Annotated in this window: 18 protein-coding genes; 12 read left to right on the forward strand and 6 right to left on the reverse strand. The window is 34.4% G+C overall.

Annotated elements, in window-relative coordinates; all coding sequences use genetic code 11:
* Positions 1-28: 28 nt before the first annotated feature.
* The 4 genes from GQ40_RS06595 to GQ40_RS06610 all read left to right on the forward strand — a co-directional run bounded on the left by GQ40_RS06595 (position 29) and on the right by GQ40_RS06610 (position 4084).
* Complete coding sequence (locus GQ40_RS06595; RefSeq protein ID WP_047546844.1) at positions 29-1150, forward strand: carboxypeptidase-like regulatory domain-containing protein; 1122 nt, start codon at positions 29-31, stop codon at positions 1148-1150.
* Between the two features lie 37 nt (positions 1151-1187).
* The gene (locus tag GQ40_RS06600; protein ID WP_047546846.1) at positions 1188-1577 is read left to right on the forward strand and encodes an acyl-CoA thioesterase; all 390 of its coding nucleotides are present in this window, start codon (positions 1188-1190) and stop codon (positions 1575-1577) included.
* 93 nt (positions 1578-1670) lie between these two features.
* Entirely contained in the window at positions 1671-2408 is a 738-nt protein-coding gene (locus GQ40_RS06605) for a hypothetical protein (RefSeq protein ID WP_047546848.1), read from the forward strand.
* Between the two features lie 110 nt (positions 2409-2518).
* Positions 2519-4084 carry a right-handed parallel beta-helix repeat-containing protein gene (locus GQ40_RS06610; protein ID WP_231565551.1) on the forward strand — a complete coding sequence of 522 codons (1566 nt, stop codon included), beginning with the start codon at positions 2519-2521 and terminating at the stop codon, positions 4082-4084.
* 110 nt (positions 4085-4194) lie between these two features.
* Here GQ40_RS06610 and glyA read toward each other — a convergent pair whose 3' ends face one another.
* Complete coding sequence (gene glyA / locus GQ40_RS06615) at positions 4195-5466, reverse strand: serine hydroxymethyltransferase (RefSeq protein WP_047546850.1); 1272 nt, start codon at positions 5464-5466, stop codon at positions 4195-4197.
* Positions 5467-5707: 241 nt separating this feature from the next.
* On the opposite strand from glyA, the gene fahA reads away from it, so the two are divergent.
* Both fahA and GQ40_RS06625 read left to right on the forward strand, forming a co-directional pair.
* A complete protein-coding gene (gene fahA, locus GQ40_RS06620) occupies positions 5708-7000 on the forward strand; it encodes a fumarylacetoacetase (protein ID WP_047546852.1) in 1293 nt (430 codons plus the stop codon).
* Between the two features lie 169 nt (positions 7001-7169).
* Positions 7170-8354, forward strand: a complete 1185-nt coding sequence (locus GQ40_RS06625) for a hypothetical protein (protein WP_047546854.1) — start codon at positions 7170-7172, stop codon at positions 8352-8354.
* Between the two features lie 103 nt (positions 8355-8457).
* Here GQ40_RS06625 and GQ40_RS17575 read toward each other — a convergent pair whose 3' ends face one another.
* The 3 genes from GQ40_RS17575 to ytxJ form a co-directional block, all read right to left on the reverse strand.
* Positions 8458-8631, reverse strand: a complete 174-nt coding sequence (locus GQ40_RS17575; RefSeq protein WP_156115535.1) for a hypothetical protein — start codon at positions 8629-8631, stop codon at positions 8458-8460.
* Positions 8618-8764: a hypothetical protein gene (locus GQ40_RS17580; protein ID WP_156115536.1), complete on the reverse strand. Its 147-nt coding sequence runs from the start codon at positions 8762-8764 to the stop codon at positions 8618-8620. The genes GQ40_RS17575 and GQ40_RS17580 overlap by 14 nt, the downstream gene beginning before the upstream one ends.
* Before the next feature lie 158 nt (positions 8765-8922).
* Complete coding sequence (gene ytxJ / locus GQ40_RS06630) at positions 8923-9306, reverse strand: bacillithiol system redox-active protein YtxJ (protein ID WP_047546856.1); 384 nt, start codon at positions 9304-9306, stop codon at positions 8923-8925.
* A 287-nt stretch (positions 9307-9593) separates the two neighbouring features.
* On the opposite strand from ytxJ, the gene clpB reads away from it, so the two are divergent.
* Positions 9594-12203 (forward strand): ATP-dependent chaperone ClpB, encoded by a 2610-nt coding sequence (gene clpB, locus GQ40_RS06635; protein ID WP_047546858.1) that lies wholly within the window; start codon positions 9594-9596, stop codon positions 12201-12203.
* A gap of 168 nt (positions 12204-12371) precedes the next feature.
* Entirely contained in the window at positions 12372-12767 is a 396-nt protein-coding gene (locus GQ40_RS06640) for a hypothetical protein (protein ID WP_047546860.1), read from the forward strand.
* A 45-nt stretch (positions 12768-12812) separates the two neighbouring features.
* Here GQ40_RS06640 and mqo read toward each other — a convergent pair whose 3' ends face one another.
* Positions 12813-14300, reverse strand: a complete 1488-nt coding sequence (mqo, locus tag GQ40_RS06645; protein WP_047546862.1) for a malate dehydrogenase (quinone) — start codon at positions 14298-14300, stop codon at positions 12813-12815.
* 210 nt (positions 14301-14510) lie between these two features.
* Between mqo and GQ40_RS06650 the strand changes: the two genes are divergently transcribed.
* The 3 genes from GQ40_RS06650 (at position 14511) to GQ40_RS06660 (ending at position 16863) form a co-directional block, all read left to right on the forward strand.
* Positions 14511-15371, forward strand: a complete 861-nt coding sequence (locus GQ40_RS06650; RefSeq protein WP_047551609.1) for a TraB/GumN family protein — start codon at positions 14511-14513, stop codon at positions 15369-15371.
* Between the two features lie 229 nt (positions 15372-15600).
* On the forward strand, positions 15601-16263 hold the full coding sequence (deoC, locus tag GQ40_RS06655) for a deoxyribose-phosphate aldolase (RefSeq protein WP_047546864.1): 663 nt from the start codon (positions 15601-15603) through the stop codon (positions 16261-16263).
* Positions 16264-16332: 69 nt separating this feature from the next.
* Positions 16333-16863, forward strand: a complete 531-nt coding sequence (locus GQ40_RS06660) for a SixA phosphatase family protein (RefSeq protein ID WP_047546866.1) — start codon at positions 16333-16335, stop codon at positions 16861-16863.
* Here the strand turns inward: GQ40_RS06660 and GQ40_RS06665 are convergent.
* On the reverse strand, positions 16856-17617 hold the full coding sequence (locus GQ40_RS06665) for a DUF6503 family protein (protein WP_047546868.1): 762 nt from the start codon (positions 17615-17617) through the stop codon (positions 16856-16858). The genes GQ40_RS06660 and GQ40_RS06665 overlap by 8 nt on opposite strands.
* A gap of 82 nt (positions 17618-17699) precedes the next feature.
* On the opposite strand from GQ40_RS06665, the gene smpB reads away from it, so the two are divergent.
* Positions 17700-18158 carry an SsrA-binding protein SmpB gene (gene smpB, locus GQ40_RS06670; RefSeq protein WP_047546871.1) on the forward strand — a complete coding sequence of 153 codons (459 nt, stop codon included), beginning with the start codon at positions 17700-17702 and terminating at the stop codon, positions 18156-18158.
* Positions 18159-18237: the final 79 nt, after the last annotated feature.

Genomic DNA, 18237 nt, shown 5'->3' on the forward strand with positions numbered 1-18237 from the left:
TTCGTTGTTTCTTTTGGTTCTTTGAGTTATGAGAACAGCACTAAACATCAACATCCCAGAGCCTTGCCACGAAGATTGGCAAAAAATGACACCTCAAGATCAAGGTCGCCATTGTTCATCTTGCGAAAAAACGGTATTCGACTTTACGACCAAAACCGACGAGCAAATTGTAAAAACCTTTTTAAATGAAGGGAAAGTTTGTGGGCGATTTAAATCTACACAACTCAACAGAGAATTAGTTTTAAACCGAAAAGAGAAAAACAATTATCTATCGTACGTTGCCTCCACCCTTTTTGCCTTTTTAAGTTTTGGTACGCAGGATGTCGAAGCACAAGGAGAGCCCAAAATTATCCAAAGAGATACACTACAAAAGCAAACTATAAATGGTAAATCGGCAATATCGATCTTAAATAAAAAGATCCTTCACGGTACCATTTTTAATTCGCAAAAATCAACTATTCAAAATTCTAGAATTACAATTAAAGAAACTGGATTTACTACACTCTCCTATAATGACGGAAAATTCACGATCAAGGCAGAATTGGGTAATACTATAATTATTGAAAACGAAGATTACGAAACTTTAGAAGTTGTAATAGATAATTTCAGCAAAAAGAATATTTATTTAAAAATAAAAGCTTTAAAAAATCCTCTTTTAACTGGCATAACATCACCGACCGAAATTGGTAAAATAAAGATCATCTCAAATCCAGAAAAAATTAGCGATATTCCTTTTAATGAAAAACAAATTGAAGGAACTATTATTTCAAAAACAGACGGTTTACCTCTACCAGGAGTATCGGTTGTAAATCTTCGCACTCAAGCAGCAACGCAAACAGATTTTGATGGTAATTTTACAATTAATGCTGTAAATGGAGATGAATTGATATTTGGCTTTTTGGGTATGAAAAATTTTAGAAAAACTTTAGATGAGAATATATATTATAAATTGGAAATGAATGAAGATCCTGGTGATTGCGGTGAAAATTTAATATATGCTGGCTATCCAGATTATACTAAAATGAATAAATGTTTAAGACAAAAAGCCAGAAAAGAAAAACGCAAAAAAATCAAAAATGGAGAACTTGAACGCTTCACAACAGGTAAACTATTATATAACATCTCTAATATTTTCAGAAGAAAGGATTAATCTGTAATTTTATATTTCAGAAGAAAAAAATCTAAAAATGCAAACCCACGAAAATTTTATTGTAGTTGCTCAAGATGTTATTGATGAGCGAGGTCACGTCAACAATGTTCGCTATGTGGAGTGGGTTCAAGATATTGCCCAATCACACTGGGAAATGAAAACCAATCCAAAAACCAGGGATGAGTTTTATTGGATTTTGGTAAGCCACCACATCCAATACAAAGCAGAGGCACTTTTAGGCGACGTGCTGCGATTGAAAACCTACGTAAAAAAATCTGAAGGTGTGCGCTCAACACGAATCGTAGAAGTTTATAATAAAAACACCGATAAGTTGTTAACTACCTCAGAAACGATTTGGTGTTTTATGTCTCACGAGAACAACAAACCTGCGAGAATTCCAGAAGATATTATACAACTTTTTAGTTAAAACAAGATTGTCATCCTGTTAAACTCTCTTAATTTATAGTTTCTTTCTTCGGAAATTTCTTTTATTTGAGAGAACAATCAACAATCTCAACTATTGAAAATTTTTAAATTTCTCGTTTTTCTATTAATTCCTATTATAAGTCAAGCGCAAATCATTAAAGGCATAATTTACGATGATGAGGCTACGGTTAAAGGTGTGAAAATCATTAATAGAACCCAAAATATCTTAACCTATTCTGACGATCAAGGCGCATTTCAAATTGAAGCGCAATTAAGTGATGTACTAGTGATCAACTCCTATTTTCACGAACAACAATTCATAACACTTACCCAACCTTATTTTGAAAATGATGTGGTGATTGAACTTAAAAAAATCACCAACGAACTGGACGAAGTAGAAGTCACCAAAGTACAGGAAAAAATGTTCGATTCTCTGGGATTGCAAAATACAACTGCCAAGCAAGGACAAATTGCTTACAAGAAAAGAACTTTTGGTAGTGGTGATAATCTCCAGCCAACTTTAGATTTAATTGCGGTTGCCAAATTAATTGGAAGCCTATTTAAGAACAAAAACAAAAAACCAGATGTGGTCTATGTCACTCCAGAAGATTTAGTCACACTTTTTGAGACCAACACCTACTTTAACCAAAAATTTTTATCGTCACAATTGGATATTCCAAAACCCTATCAGCAATTATTTTTCGATTATTTTTCTGCACAACAACTCGAAGTTTCAATACTCAAAAAAGAAAACGAGTTTAAATTAGTAGATGCACTTTTAATACATAGTACAGCATTTAAAAACATACTTAAAGAGCATACCAAAGAATAGATTTTAAACATTTTACAGTCTTCAATAATAAAAGTAAACTCCAAAAGTTATATTTGTATTGCCAAAGGCACATTTGGTATTTTACTCATTCGTGAAAGACGTTATAAAATATGATAAAAAAGATTATATACTTTCTACTAACACTTGGCATATTGATCTCTTGGAGCTCTTGTAGAAAAGATTTCGATTTTGCGCCAAGCACTGGAGGACTTGAGTTTTCTAAAGACACTATTTATTTGGATACCATTTTTTCAAATATTGGATCAAGCACTTATAACTTAAAAGTGTATAATCGTAGTGATAATGATATTTCAATCCCAACCGTAAGATTAGGACAAGGAGAAGCCTCTAATTATCGGTTAAACGTAGATGGTCTCGCAGGAAAAGAATTTAATAATGTAGAGCTTTTAGCAAATGACAGCCTGTTTATTTTTGTAGAGACAACCGCAGATATCGAGTCGCTTGCCCTAAACAGTTTAGAGTTTTTATATACAGATGCCATTGAGTTTGATAGTGGCAGCAACCAGCAAAAAGTGGAGTTGGTAACGTTAATTAAAGACGCAGTTTTTATCTATCCAGATCGAGATAATACCACGGGAGTCATAGAAACCCTAACTTTTGATGTTGATGGAGATGGAACGCCAGATGAAACTACATTACAAGGTCGTTTTCTAGAAAATGACGAGCTTACGTTCACAAACGAGAAACCTTACGTGATTTACGGTTATGCAGCTGTAGACGATGGTGATGTGCTCACGGTAGAAGCTGGAGCACGTGTGCATTTTCACGCAAATTCTGGATTATTGGTTACAAATAACGCCTCTCTAAAAATCAATGGTGATTTAAGCGCAGATCAAGACGCTTTAGAAAACGAAGTGATTTTTCAAGGTGACCGTTTAGAACCTTTGTATGAAGATATTCCAGGACAATGGGGAACTATTTGGCTCTACAACGGTAGTGTAGATAACGATATCAATTATGCGACTATAAAAAATGGCACTGTTGGTATATTGTGCGAGGGCAATCAAAATGAAATAGACAACAAGTTAACAATTACAAACTCACAGATTTATAATTTTAGTAACTTCGGAATATTAGCACGAGCAACTTCTATTTCTGCGGAAAATGTAGTGCTCAACAATTGCGGACAATCCTCTTTTGCAGGAACTTTTGGCGGAAGATATAATTTCACACATTGCACCATAGCGAATTACTGGAATACTGGCGGAAGACAATTTCCTTCCCTATTACTCAATAATTATATCACAGATCAAGATAATATTGACCAAGGCAATAATTTAACCGAAGCTAATTTTAACAACTGTATTATCTACGGAAATGACAATCCTGAACTCATTTTGGACGAAATCTCAAGTACTAGCGGTTTTGATTTTAATTTCAAGTTCACTAATTGTCTTATTCGCTTTCAAGACAATAGCAACAATTTTGCGGGTGAAAATTACAACCTAAGCGACGGTGAGCTTTACGAGAACTGTATTTTCAATAGCGATCCAGATTTTGAATTACCTTTTGAAAATATGTTGATGATTGGCGAAAATTCTGCAGCAAATAATGCTGGAAGTCCTGCTTTTATTATTGCTAATGATATTTTAGGAATGCCAAGACAATCACCTCCAGATTTGGGTGCTTATAAGAGTGTTATTTTTGAGGATTAATAGTTCCGAAGAAAATAAAAAAAGCCTGCTCTAAAATTTAGAGCAGGCTTTTTTATTATTTATGTATTTATGTGATACTGAAACAAGTTCAGCATGACATCTATTTTGAATTACGCAAACAAAGGTTTACCACTCATCATCACATTTACTTTCTCTGAAATGTCTTCTAGTTTAGAGTCATTTTGATAATTCATTATTGCTTCATCGATATGGCCAACTATGGTTTCCATATCACTTTCTTTCAATCCTCTGGTTGTTACTGCAGCAGTACCTACTCTAATGCCAGACGTCACAAACGGACTTTTATCATCAAACGGTACCATGTTTTTATTAACCGTAATATCGGCTTTCCCTAAAGCTTCTTCTGCTTCTTTTCCAGTAATATCCTTATTTCTAAGATCTATAAGCATCATATGGTTGTCTGTTCCGCCAGAAATAATGTCGTAACCTTTACCTACAAATGCTTTTGCCATTGCAGCAGCATTACTTTTAACTTGTAGCATATAATGCATAAATTCTTCGGAAAGCGCCTCACCAAAAGCAATCGCCTTTGCTGCAATAATATGCTCTAAAGGCCCACCTTGATTTCCAGGAAAGACAGCAGAATCCAATAAAGAGGACATTTTTTTGAGGTTTCCGTTTTTCAGTTTTAAACCAAAAGGATTATCAAAATCTTGTCCCATTAATATCAATCCGCCTCTTGGACCTCTCAACGTTTTATGTGTTGTTGTCGTTACAATATGGCAATGTGGTAATGGGTCATTCAAAATACCTTTTGCAATTAAACCAGATGGATGCGAAATATCTGCCAATAAAAGTGCACCTACACTATCTGCAACTTCTCTAAATTTTTTAAAATCTATATCTCTTGAATAAGCCGATGCACCTGCAATAATTAATTTTGGTTTTTCTTTTTGCGCAACATCTGCAAGCATGTCATAATCAATAAGACCTGTTTCTTTTTTTACACCGTAAAAGGTTGGATTGTATAATTTACCAGAGAAATTCACAGGAGATCCGTGTGTTAAATGACCACCATGTGATAGATCAAAACCTAAAATTGTATCTCCAGCATTTAAGCAAGCTGCAAAAACAGCAGTATTTGCTTGGCTGCCAGAATGTGGTTGCACGTTTGCATACACAGCACCAAATAATGTTTTTGCTCTGTCGATAGCGATCTGTTCCACCTCATCAACAATTTCACAACCTCCATAATAACGTTTTCCAGGGTAACCTTCGGCATATTTATTTGTCAATACAGATCCTGCAGCTTCCATGACTTGTTTGCTAACAAAATTTTCTGAAGCGATAAGCTCCAAACCATTGATTTGTCTTTCTTTTTCTGCGTCTATAAGTTCAAAAATTTGTGAATCGCGTTGCATATGTTATGAGTTTTAAAGTTTCCGAAGTAAAAAAACTACGGAAATTACAATTGTGTTAAACTTTAGCAAAAATAAGAAATACATTAGTGAAATCATTTCAAAAATATATATTTACAATAGCATTTATAAGCATGTTATCAACATCAAATTAAGGCTTACATTTTACTGATTTTATTCTTTTAGAATTAAAATTTTATGTACGTTTGAATAGATTAATAGAACCAACAAAAAAACTTTAGCTATGCCATTATCAGCAAATAATCCAGATAGAACCTCATGGTTACATGTAGGTAAAAATTCAGATTTTCCCATTCAAAATATTCCTTTTGGAGTGTTTTTAACTCGGGACGACATCATCACAATTGGCACTAGAATTGGTGATACTGCCATAGACCTTGGCGCGTTGCATCAATTAGGATATTTTGAAGGCATCCCTTTGACCGACGATATTTTTCTGCAAGACACCTTAAATGATTTTATTGCAGATGGTCGTAAAACTTGGCGTTTGGTACGTAATCGTATCGCCCAGATTTTTGATGCTGAAAACGATAAACTCAAAAACAATACAAAACATAAAGAGACCATTTTATTTCGTTTAGATGAAATTGAAATGCAACTGCCAATACAAGTTGGTGATTATACAGATTTTTACGCAAGTAAAGAGCACGCAACCAATGTGGGCACAATGTTTAGAGATCCAGAAAATGCGCTAATGCCAAATTGGGTTCACATGCCTGTGGGTTACCATGGTCGTAGCTCATCTATTATTCCTTCAGGAATACCGGTTCATCGTCCGCAAGGTCAGACCATGCCAGAAGGTGCTAAATCACCAGTATTTGGTCCTTCAAAATTATTGGATTTTGAATTGGAAATGGCATTTATTACAACAGATGCCAATGATTTGGGAGAACCGATTCCAATTGAAGAAGCTGAAGAATATATCTTTGGTTTGGTATTATTTAACGATTGGTCTGCTCGCGATATTCAAAAATGGGAATATGTACCACTAGGACCTTTCTTAGGAAAAAGTTTTGCATCGTCCATGTCACCTTGGATTGTGACTTTAGATGCTTTGGAACCCTTTAGAGTTGCCAGTCCAAAACAAGACCCAAAACCTTTAGATTATCTTCAAACGAAAGGCAACAAGAGTTTTGACATTAATTTGGAGGCAGCAATACAACCAAAGGGTGCTAAAGAAACCATTGTTTGTAAATCTAATTTTAAATACATGTACTGGAACATGTCCCAGCAATTGGCACACCACACTGTAAATGGTTGCCCAGTAAATTCTGGAGATATGATGGGTAGCGGAACCATTTCTGGACCTACCGAAGATTCTTATGGATCAATGTTAGAACTATCATGGAAAGGCACAAAACCATTAAAAATGAAAGATGGCACAGAGCGTAAGTTTATAAACGATTACGATACCGTGATTATGAGAGGACATTGTGAAAAAGATGGCACACGCATAGGTTTTGGTCAGGTAAAAACACAATTGTTACCGGTTTTTAATCCAAAGAAGAAAAAGTAAAAAAATACGAACTAGAATATTGAAGCTTGATTTTAGGAGGATTTCCCTTCTAATTTCAAGCTTTTTTCATTTTACATCTTCGGAAAATTTTAGAGAACAAACCGCTTTTTCAAGTCTGGCACGTAATTTGGATTCCTAGTATTATAGAAATCAATTAAAATCCAGAATTATGAAGCAATTACTACTCACAACAGTACTTCTTCTGGTACTAACATCATGTAGCGGAAGAAAACAAATTGAAAAAGCAATCAGTCATGGTAACTATGACCAAGCTATCAATGACGCGTTACAAAAACTCGAAAACAACAAAGACAAAAAGCGCAAGCAAGATTACATCGTCATGCTTGAAGAGGCCTACTATAAAGTTTTAGAGGAAGATCTACAAGATGTTGCACATTTAAAAAAAGATGGAAACCCTGAGCAATACAAAACAATTTACGAGATCTATTTAGATTTAGACGCAAGACAAAATGCTATAAAACGTGTGATGCCATTGCAGATCAATGGAAAAAACCTCAACTTAAAATTTAATAATTATTCTTCGGAAATCGTTGATTATAGATACAAAACGTCCGATTATTTAATCGATCAAGGTATCGCTCTTTTAGATTCCGAAGATAAATATAACGCAAGACAAGCTTATGATATCTTTAGTTATATAGAACGTATCAATCCTAATTTTGAGGAAACGAGAAGCCTTATGACCGAAGCTCATGCAAAAGGAACAGATTATGTGATGGTGTCCATTGAAAACCAAACCAGACAAATCATTCCGCAGCAATTAGAAGTAGACTTGTTGAACTTTGACACCTATGGATTAAATCAATTTTGGACGGTTTATCATGCAAATCCAGTTCAAGAATTAGACTATGATTACGCGATGCAATTGCAGTTAAAGCAAATTAATATTTCGCCAGAGCAAGTCAACTCTCGACAAGAGCTAAAGCAAAAAAATATTGTTGACGGTTGGGAATACCAAACCGATGCCAATGGAACTCTAATGGTAGACAGTTTAGGCAATAAAATAAAGATTGATAAAATTGTCAATGTGAAAGCGCGTTACTTTATCACAAATCAGTTTAAATCTACACAAGTCATTGCAGATGTGGTTTACACAGATTTGAGAACAAATCAAACTTTAGATGCATTCCCAATTGATAGTGAATTTGTATTTGAGCACTGGTATGCAAGTATTAGAGGAGATCAACGTGCTCTTGACAGACAAGAATATGAGTTGACAAGAAATAGAAGACTCCACTTCCCTACAGATGCCCAAATGGTATTTGACACAGGAGAAGATTTAAAACTGAAATTAAAAAACATAATTAACTCTTATAAAATGAGAAGAAGTTAATTGATTTGTCTCTAAATTGAAAACTCCCACATCCATAAAGGTGTGGGAGTTTATTTTTAATAAGAGCTAAAATATATTGAAAAGCTAAATCTTAAAATTGTTTTTATTGAGAGCTTGGAAATCTATCAACAAATTTATCTATAAGTCTGCTTATTAATCCACCTACCTTATGACCGCTTTTATAAACAGGCAATTTACCAAGTGTGTGATCAAACGTGCCAATAGAATCGCTCACTACATTTAATGTATTATCTACAATATCGTTATCTTCCTCCATCTTTTGAAATTTTTCGTGCGTCTTGTATATCTTTTAAATTCTCGATGGCATCCTTTCCTATTTTGGTGCCAACACCAAGAACAAAAAGTGCTACCGCTGCTTTTAAACTAAATTTGATTATATCTTTTTTCATTTTTTTATTAACTAAATAAATAATGTAACTAAGATAAAAAATTATTGATAATTTAGTTGATAAGAATTTATATGAGCGACAAAAAAATGTAAATGGGGCAAAAATAAATTGAACAAGGCTTCAAATATATTTTTCTTATTTCAACTAGAAATAAAAAATTACTCATACTTACCTAAATCGACCTCAGCAATCTCACCATGACTTGCATGAGCAACTGCTGTACCGTTTTTAATAACCAAAAGTTGTGGTGATTGATGTATCACTTGAAATTTATACCCAGTCTCATTAGAAACATTTCTATAGCTTAGTAAATCCAAATAGTATAAATCAATATTTGAATCCAAATCATAAGCGCTTACAAACTGTTTCATTGCCATTCTACTGATTCCACAGGTGGTGGAATGTTTAAATATGACTTGCGTTTTAGTTTGTGATCGGTTTTCAATGTCACTCAGTTGTGATACTTCTGTTAGTGGTTGCCAAGGCAATACTTTTTCTTCTTTAGGCTCTGAAGAACCGAACATATTTTTGAATATTCCCATCAAGATTTAATTTTTGATTCCCATCAACACGGAAATCCTGTTAATTATATAAGCTATAAGTCGTATCTTCGATTACATCTTAAAAACTGACGAAAAGTCACGCTATAAAAGACAAAAACGGTCATTTTGTCGTTTAGATTAAACGTTTTCCAATTGGTAAGGTTATTGACTTATTGTTTATGTAAAAATAAACAAACCGTCCAATTGATTGCGTGGAAAACTTAAAAGTTTAAACTAAAAAAACCTTTAGACTACGCTCAAAGTGACAACTTAAAATATAAAATATAATGAATTTTAATAATTATACCATAAAATCCCAAGAGGCAATCCAGCAAGCGCAACAACTTGCTCAGAGCTTGGGACATCAACAAATAGAAAATGAGCATATCATAAAAGCTATTTTTGAGGTTGATGAAAATGTATTGCCATTTATTTTGAAAAAACTTAATGTCAATATTGACGTTTTAAAATTGGCTTTGGATAAGCAATTGGAAAATTTCCCAAAAGTTTCGGGAGGAGAATTGCAAATTTCAAGAGAAGCCAGCAAATCACTTAACGAAGCGTCTATTGTTGCTAAGAAAATGAATGACGATTACGTTTCCGTAGAACATTTAATATTAGCGATTTTTAAGTCCAATAGTAAAATTGCCCAAATGCTAAAAGATCAAGGCGTAACCGAAAAAGGTTTGAATGCTGCGATTGAAGAGTTGAGAAAAGGTGATCGCGTGACATCCCAAAGCCAAGAGGAAACTTACAATTCACTCAATAAATACGCTAAAAACTTAAACCAGTTAGCTAAAGACGGTAAGCTGGATCCTGTTATTGGTCGTGATGAAGAAATAAGAAGAATACTTCAAATCTTATCCAGACGAACAAAAAATAACCCAATTTTAGTTGGTGAGCCAGGAACCGGTAAAACTGCGATTGCTGAAGGTTTAGCACATAGAATCGTAGATGGCGATATTCCAGAAAACTTAGTGGATAAGCAAATCTATGCGCTCGATATGGGAGCATTGATTGCAGGTGCTAAGTTTAAAGGAGAATTTGAAGAACGACTCAAAGCGGTCATCAAAGAAGTAACCACAAGTGATGGAGATATCGTATTATTTATTGACGAGATTCACACACTTGTTGGTGCAGGTGGCGGACAAGGAGCCATGGATGCAGCAAACATTCTAAAACCAGCATTGGCTCGTGGAGAACTGCGTGCCATTGGTGCAACAACACTTGATGAGTATCAAAAATACTTTGAAAAAGACAAAGCTTTAGAGCGTCGTTTCCAAAAAGTAATGGTCAATGAGCCAGATACCGAAAGTGCTATTTCGATACTTCGTGGTATTAAGGAAAAATATGAAACGCACCATAAAGTTCGTATTAAAGATGAAGCAATTATTGGTGCTGTGGAACTTTCAGAACGTTATATCACCAACCGTTTTCTGCCAGATAAAGCTATTGATTTAATGGATGCGGCTGCGTCTAAGTTGCGTATGGAAATCAACTCAAAACCAGAAGAACTCGACGTTTTGGATAGAAAGATCATGCAACTCGAAATTGAGATTGAGGCCATCAAACGTGAAAAGGACGAAGTAAAATTAAAATCTTTACGTTCGGATCTGGCAAATTTAAAAGAAGAACGAAATGAGATCAATGCCAAATGGAAAAGCGAGAAAGAGGTCGTTGACAACATTCAAACCATAAAGTCCAAAATTGAAGAGTACAAACTGGAAGCCGAACGTGCTGAGCGCGATGGTGACTACGGAAAAGTGGCTGAAATTCGCTACGGAAAGATAAAAGAAGCTCAGGAATCACTGGAAAAATTTCAGAATGAGCTTAAAGAAAATCAAAACAAAAGTTCTCTCATAAAAGAAGAAGTGACTTACGAAGATATTGCGGAAGTTGTGGCAAAATGGACAGGCATTCCTGTTACCAAAATGCTACAAAGTGATCGTGAGAAACTTTTAAAACTAGAAGATCAATTACATAAACGTGTGGTTGGGCAGGAAGAAGCTATTGTTGCTGTTAGTGATGCTGTGAGACGATCTCGAGCAGGTTTACAGAATCCTCAAAAACCAGTTGGAACATTCTTATTTTTAGGAACCACAGGTGTTGGTAAAACGGAATTAGCCAAAGCACTAGCAGAATATCTTTTTGATGATGAAAATGCCATGACGAGAATAGATATGAGCGAATACCAAGAACGCCACAGTGTGAGCAGATTAGTTGGTGCACCTCCAGGATATGTTGGTTATGACGAAGGTGGACAATTAACTGAAGCGGTTAGAAGAAAGCCATACTCGGTCGTATTATTGGATGAGATTGAAAAAGCACATCCAGATACCTTTAATATTTTATTGCAGGTATTGGATGAAGGTCGATTGACCGACAACAAAGGTCGTGTTGCAGATTTCAAGAATACGATAATAATTATGACCTCAAATATGGGAAGCCAGATCATACAAGAGCGTTTTGAAGCAACCAAAGATGTTGATTCTGCAATCGAGGCAGCAAAAGTGGAAGTTCTCGGGTTATTGAAACAAACCGTACGACCAGAGTTTTTAAATAGAATTGATGACACCATTATGTTTACTCCGTTAAACCAGGAAAACATTAAAGAAATTGTTGGTTTACAATTAAAGGGAGTGCAAAAAATGATTGCAAAACAAGGTATAACATTTGATGCAACACCAGAGGCGATTTCGTATTTAGCGGTTAAAGGCTACAATCCAGAATATGGTGCAAGACCCGTAAAACGTGTCATCCAAAAAGAAGTTTTAAATGAGCTTAGTAAAGAAATCCTATCTGGAAAAGTCACTACAGATAGTATTATTCTCTTAGATTCATTCGATGACAAATTAGTCTTTAGAAATGAAGCTAGTATGGTTTCCGAAGAAATCTAAAAAATATGAAGATTTGCTGTAACATTTTCAAGGTGTTACAGTCTTTTAAGTGGTTGGTTAGTAAAGAACAGCGCAATACTTTTTAAGTTGAGCGCTGTTTTTTTATTGGATTGAGCTAAAAAGTTCTTTAGCTTTTCACTATTTTTAATAGCAACTAAAAACATAGTTATGGGTATTATTAAATACATTGAAAGAGAGGATGCTGAAATTTTTATTTTCGATAATTTTATCATCAATCAAGTTAAAGAGGGTGTTGTTGTAGAGCCAGAGCACAATGATCTCCTTAACAAGATCGTCCAAAAACACTTTAGTGGCAAAGACATGGTTTATATTTCAAATCGAGTAAAATCCTATTCCGTCAATCCGCTTATCTATCCTAAAACAGAGGCAATCCCTAATTTAGTTGCCATTGCAATGATTCCTAAAACAGCTACAATGCGTAAAAACGCAGAATATGAGCGTCAATTTTATGACAAGCCTTATGAGATTTTTGATAGCTTGACAGACGCTATAAGTTGGGTGCAAAGCCATTTGGGCAAAAGAGAAACATCTGAGGTCAAATAATTAAAATAAGATTTATATTCCTTAAACCTAATACCGTTTTAAAATTTAAAGCTTTAATTTTTCTTCGGAAATTTTTAATTGCTCCCTAAACAATTCTTCGGTAACCTCAACATTCCAAGTGGGAACAATTTCTTTTCGTAATTGTTTTCCTTTTTCAGAATTTAAAATTTCTGGAAATGCTTTATCCAAGACATTGAGCATCACATGCGTAGCAGTAGACGCTCCAGGCGAGGCGCCAAGCAGGCACGTAATGCTACCATCTTTACTGCTTACGACCTCTGTCCCAAATTGTAGTTCTCCACTTTCAAATTCGTTCTTTTTAATAATTTGAACGCGCTGTCCAGCCACCTTAATTTCCCAATCCTCACTTTTGGCGTCCTTATAGAATTTCCGAAGGTCATCCATACGATCCTCGTGAGACATTGCCAATTGCTCAATAAGATATTTTGTAAGCGGAAGGTTGTGCCAAAACGCACCCAGCATAGGAGAAATGTTATCTAATTTAATTGATTTGAACAAATCAAACATAGATCCTTCTTTCAAAAATTTTGGACTAAAACCAGCAAATGGCCCAAAAAGTAATTCCCGTTTCCCGTTTATAAAACGGGTATCCAAATGAGGCGTTGACATTGGTGGATCATCTGGTCCTGCTTTGCTATACACCTTGGCATAATGTTGATTTATAACCTCTTCATTATTACAAACCAGCCATTCTCCACTTACAGGAAAGCCACCATAACCTTCTTTTTCATCAATCTCAACTTTTTGTAAAAGCAATAAACTGCCTCCTCCTGCTCCAATAAAAACATGCTGTGCATCATAGTATTTTTTTTGGTTGGTTTCTAGGTCCTTGGCAATCACAGACCATTCCACGCCATCATCGGGATCAATGTCCAACACCTCATGATGGGTCTGTACTTTAGTGTTAAATTCAGTTTCGAGGATGCTAAAGAGTTGTCTTGTTAAATTTCCGTAGTTAACCTCTGTGCCCCTTTCAATGCGACTTGCTGCTATTTTTTCTTCGGAAGAGCGACCGTTAGCAATTAAAGGGAACCATTCTTTCATTTTTTCTAAACGATCTGTATACTCAATGGTATCAAACATGAAATGCGTTTTCATGGCTTCATATCGTTGTTTAAGATAGTCAACGTTGTCCTCACCGTAAACCCAACTGTGGTGAGGGACATTTTGTATAAAATCTTCTGGTTTTTCTATTAAACCTTGCGACACTAAATAAGACCAAAACTGTTTGGAAACCTCAAATTGGTTGCATATGTCCTTTGCTTTTTCAATGGAGACTTTTCCGTTTTCTTGCGGACAATAATTCAACTCACAGAGTGCAGAGTGACCGGTTCCTGCGTTATTCCACGCAGCAGAACTCTCTAGAGCCACATCATCTAATCTTTCCAAAATAAGGATCTTCATATTAGGATCAAACAATTTTGCCATAACCGCAAGAGTTGCGCTCATGATTCCTGCTCCAACACAAATTAAATCGTAATCTTTAGCTATTGTTATAGATGAATCTGCCATATCAATTTTTTATAAAGGTAAAAAAGTCTATTGAGAATTTGAGTCTATAACATCCGTGAATACTAACTATTTTGGCAAAATTATTAGCTTAAAATGTTATTGAATTTTATAATGCCTTGGTACTTACAAATCATAATATCAAAAACAATTGGTTATTGGTTTGTAACATTTCCGAAGAAAATAGTACCAATACAGAAACATCTATTTATTATGAAAAAAATAATACCATCACTTCTATTGTCTATTCTTGGGTTATTTACAGTACAAGGTCAAGAACTTAAAAATTCTTTACTCTGGGAAATATCTGGTAATGGATTAACCCAATCTTCATATTTATATGGGACTATTCATATGACCTGTGACGCTACCTTAAGCGAGAAAGTTAAACAGGCATTGGATGACACAACACTTCTCGTTTTAGAACTGGATATGGACGATCCATCTATGCAAATGGGCATGATGAAAGGTTTATACATGAAAGATGGTAAAACTATCAATGATCTTGTTAGTGAAGAAGACTATAAAATTCTTGAAAAATTTACTCTAGAGAACATTGGCATGCCTCTTAAAATGATGAAAACATTCAAGCCCTTTTTTATTACCGCTATGTTGTATCCAAAACTTTTGGGTTGTCCCGTACAATCATATGAAGCGGAATTAATGAAGGTTGCACACGAACAAGAAGAAGAGGTTTTAGGCTTAGAAACTATAGAAGAACAAATGAGTGTTTTTGATGACATCCCTTATGAAGATCAAGCTATTGATTTGTTGAGATCTGCTAAAGATTCTCTAGAATATGACAAAGCCACATTTGAAAAAATGTTAACCCTGTATGAGAATCAAGATATTGAAGGCATGGGAAAAATGATGGAAGAGGATAAAAATTTATCTACAACAAAGCACAAAGATAAAATGCTGGATAATAGAAACATAAATTGGATCTCTAAGATTGAAGCTTTCTCAAAATCACAACCTACTTTTTTTGGGGTTGGTGCTGGACATCTATCTGGAGAAAATGGTGTTATAAATTTATTGAGAAAAGCAGGTTATTCAATAAAACCTGTAAAATAAATCGTATTAAAATTCTCTCAAGCCTTTTTTAAAGGCTTTCTTTTTGTTTAAAACTTGTTAAAAAGTCATTATTTTGGAAATAAATCTTTAGATATTTTTTTAGGCATTTTGGAATAAATTATTAACTTTGGCGCAGCTATTAATTCCCGAATTTACATAAATCCCAAAACGGTTGGTTCTTATCATTTTTTAAGACCCGATAATAATTCATCATTCAATCTACTTAAATATGAATATCAACTCATATATAGATCATACTCTGTTAAGCTCAACTGCAACTGAGAGCGATATTATTAAGCATTGCAATCAAGCAAAAAAACATAAATTTTATTCAGTGTGCATTAACAGTTGTTATGTGCCATTAGCCAATCAATTATTAAAAGACACTGATGTTAAAATTTGTGCTGTAGTAGGTTTTCCTTTTGGGGCTAATTCTACCAGAGCAAAAGTTTTTGAGTCCAAACAAGCTATAGACGATGGTGCCCACGAAATTGACATGGTCATCAACCTTGGTTTTTTTAAAAGCAAGAATTACGTAGAAGTTTTTAAAGACATTAAAGATGTCAAGAGCGCTATTGGCAAAATACCTTTAAAGGTTATTTTAGAAATTAGCGAGTTATCTAAAAACGGTATTGTAAAAGCTTCTGAAATTTGTACAGACGCCAATGTAGACTTCATTAAAACATCCACTGGTTTTACTAAAAGCGGAGCCACACTTACAGCGGTAAAAATTATAAAAAAGACCGTAAAAAATAAGTGCAAAATAAAAGCCTCTGGTGGTATTAGCGATTACGAAACTGCAAAAAAATATATAGAGGTTGGCGCAGATCGTATTGGGACTTCAAAAGGAGTAGTCATATCCGAAAATGAATATTCAAATATGGAACATTAACTTTAACCTTCCTTTGACAATTTTATAGATAAGAGTGGTTATATTTGAAAATCAACAAATTTTCAAATTATGAAATCCGTTCTCTCCCTCGCAATAGTTATAATTCTTTCATTTCAATCTTGTGCTCAAGATGTCAAATCCAATAATGACGTTAAGCCCAGCAATGAAAAGACTACTTATTACTTCATTAGACATGCTGAAAAGGATAGAAGAAATGATTCCAATAGAAATCCAGATTTAAATAAACTAGGCCAAAAAAGAGCTAAGAAATGGGCTAAATACTTCAAAAAAATCAACCTCGATGCTGTTTATGCTACCAACTATAACCGTACACAACAAACCGCACAGCCCACTGCCGAACAAAAAAATCTAGATGTTTTAGATTACGACGCAAGCACTTTATATTCCGAAGAATTTAAAAACGCAACCAAAGGCAAAACAGTGCTAATTGTTGGTCACAGCAATACGACTCCAGCATTTGTAAACATGATTTTGGGAGATAAAAAGTACGAGGATATTGATGATAATGATAATAGCCAATTGTTTATTGTAACAATTTCCGAAGATAAGATTACAGATGAACTAAAAACGGTTAAATAGGCGTTACACTTATATTTTTCAACTCTATTTTAGATAACAATTCTAACTTATCATCATTAAAATACTCTGGTAGATCTGTGAGCTTTATTGACTTATCCATTGGTTTGTAATTATTATAATCCACAAACCGAACTCCGTTGACAAACCGTTCATTAAAAGCTTCTCTAAAACGCAATCCCATCCCATCTTCTTCTGCAAAAGAATAAGCCAGATAAGCTAATTTATTCGTCTTCTTATCAATCCAGTAAAAAAATACATCCTCAAAATCCTCTCCACCTCCATCTTCTTTAAAAGTAACTTTAATCGTTTGGTAGTCTTTATCATTTATAGTAACAGGTGGTAATAGTTCTTTTTGAACCGCTTCATCATTTAATCCAAAGGGCAACATCGAAAAATAGTGGACAGAATTAACCGATGCTGAATACTTTAAAGCCATAGAATCGGGTATTTCAATGATCTCATCGTTTACCTTACGATCAAAACCATCATTTGACAATGAGTCTACAATACGGGTATTACCATCAACAGTAATTCTCGTTAGAGAAAATGTCCCATCGTTTCTTATGGCTTTATAATTTACATCCCTAAAATCAAATTCAATTTTAGAATTATATATAACCTCTCCTCCAGAAACCTCAATCGACTTATCAATAATATGTTGTGCGGTCTCATTTTCTTCGGAAACATCTTGTTTTACATCGTTTTTGCAATTCAGCAAGAAAAAGGACAGAGCAATAAAGAATAGGTATCTCATAATTTGAATATTAAAATAATATGTCGAGAAACAAGGTAATTAATAACATCTACAATATTTAATTTTTTTACCTTTGTTTTCTATGCAAAAACCAGTAAACATAAAGAATAAGAAAGCTAAGTTTGAGTACGAAATTCTCGATACTTATACAGCTGGCATTGTGCTTACAGGAACAGAAATCAAGTCTATTAGAGACAGTAAAGCCTCAATTGCTGAAGGTTTTTGCGAGTTTAATGATCGTGGAGAACTGTTTGTCATTAATATGACCATTCAAGAATATGTCTTTGGCAATTACTACAACCATAAACCAAAAGCAGAACGTAAACTTCTACTCAACAGAAGAGAACTTAAAAAACTTGAAAAGGAAGTCAATATTAAAGGTAATGCGATTGTACCATTGCGATTGTTTATCAACGACAGAGGTTTAGCCAAATTAGAGATCGCATTAGGAAAAGGTAAAAAATTATACGATAAACGGGACTCTATTAAAGACCGTGACAATAAGCGTAACCTGGATCGAATCAAAAAAATCTACAAATAATTCTTCTTTCCTGTCAGACTTTTTTTAGTGAACATTTAACATAACTATTCGTTTTAATTATGATTGTTTAACAAAACGC

The sequence above is a fragment of the Psychroserpens sp. Hel_I_66 genome, assembly GCF_000799465.1.
GTDB lineage: Bacteria > Bacteroidota > Bacteroidia > Flavobacteriales > Flavobacteriaceae > Psychroserpens.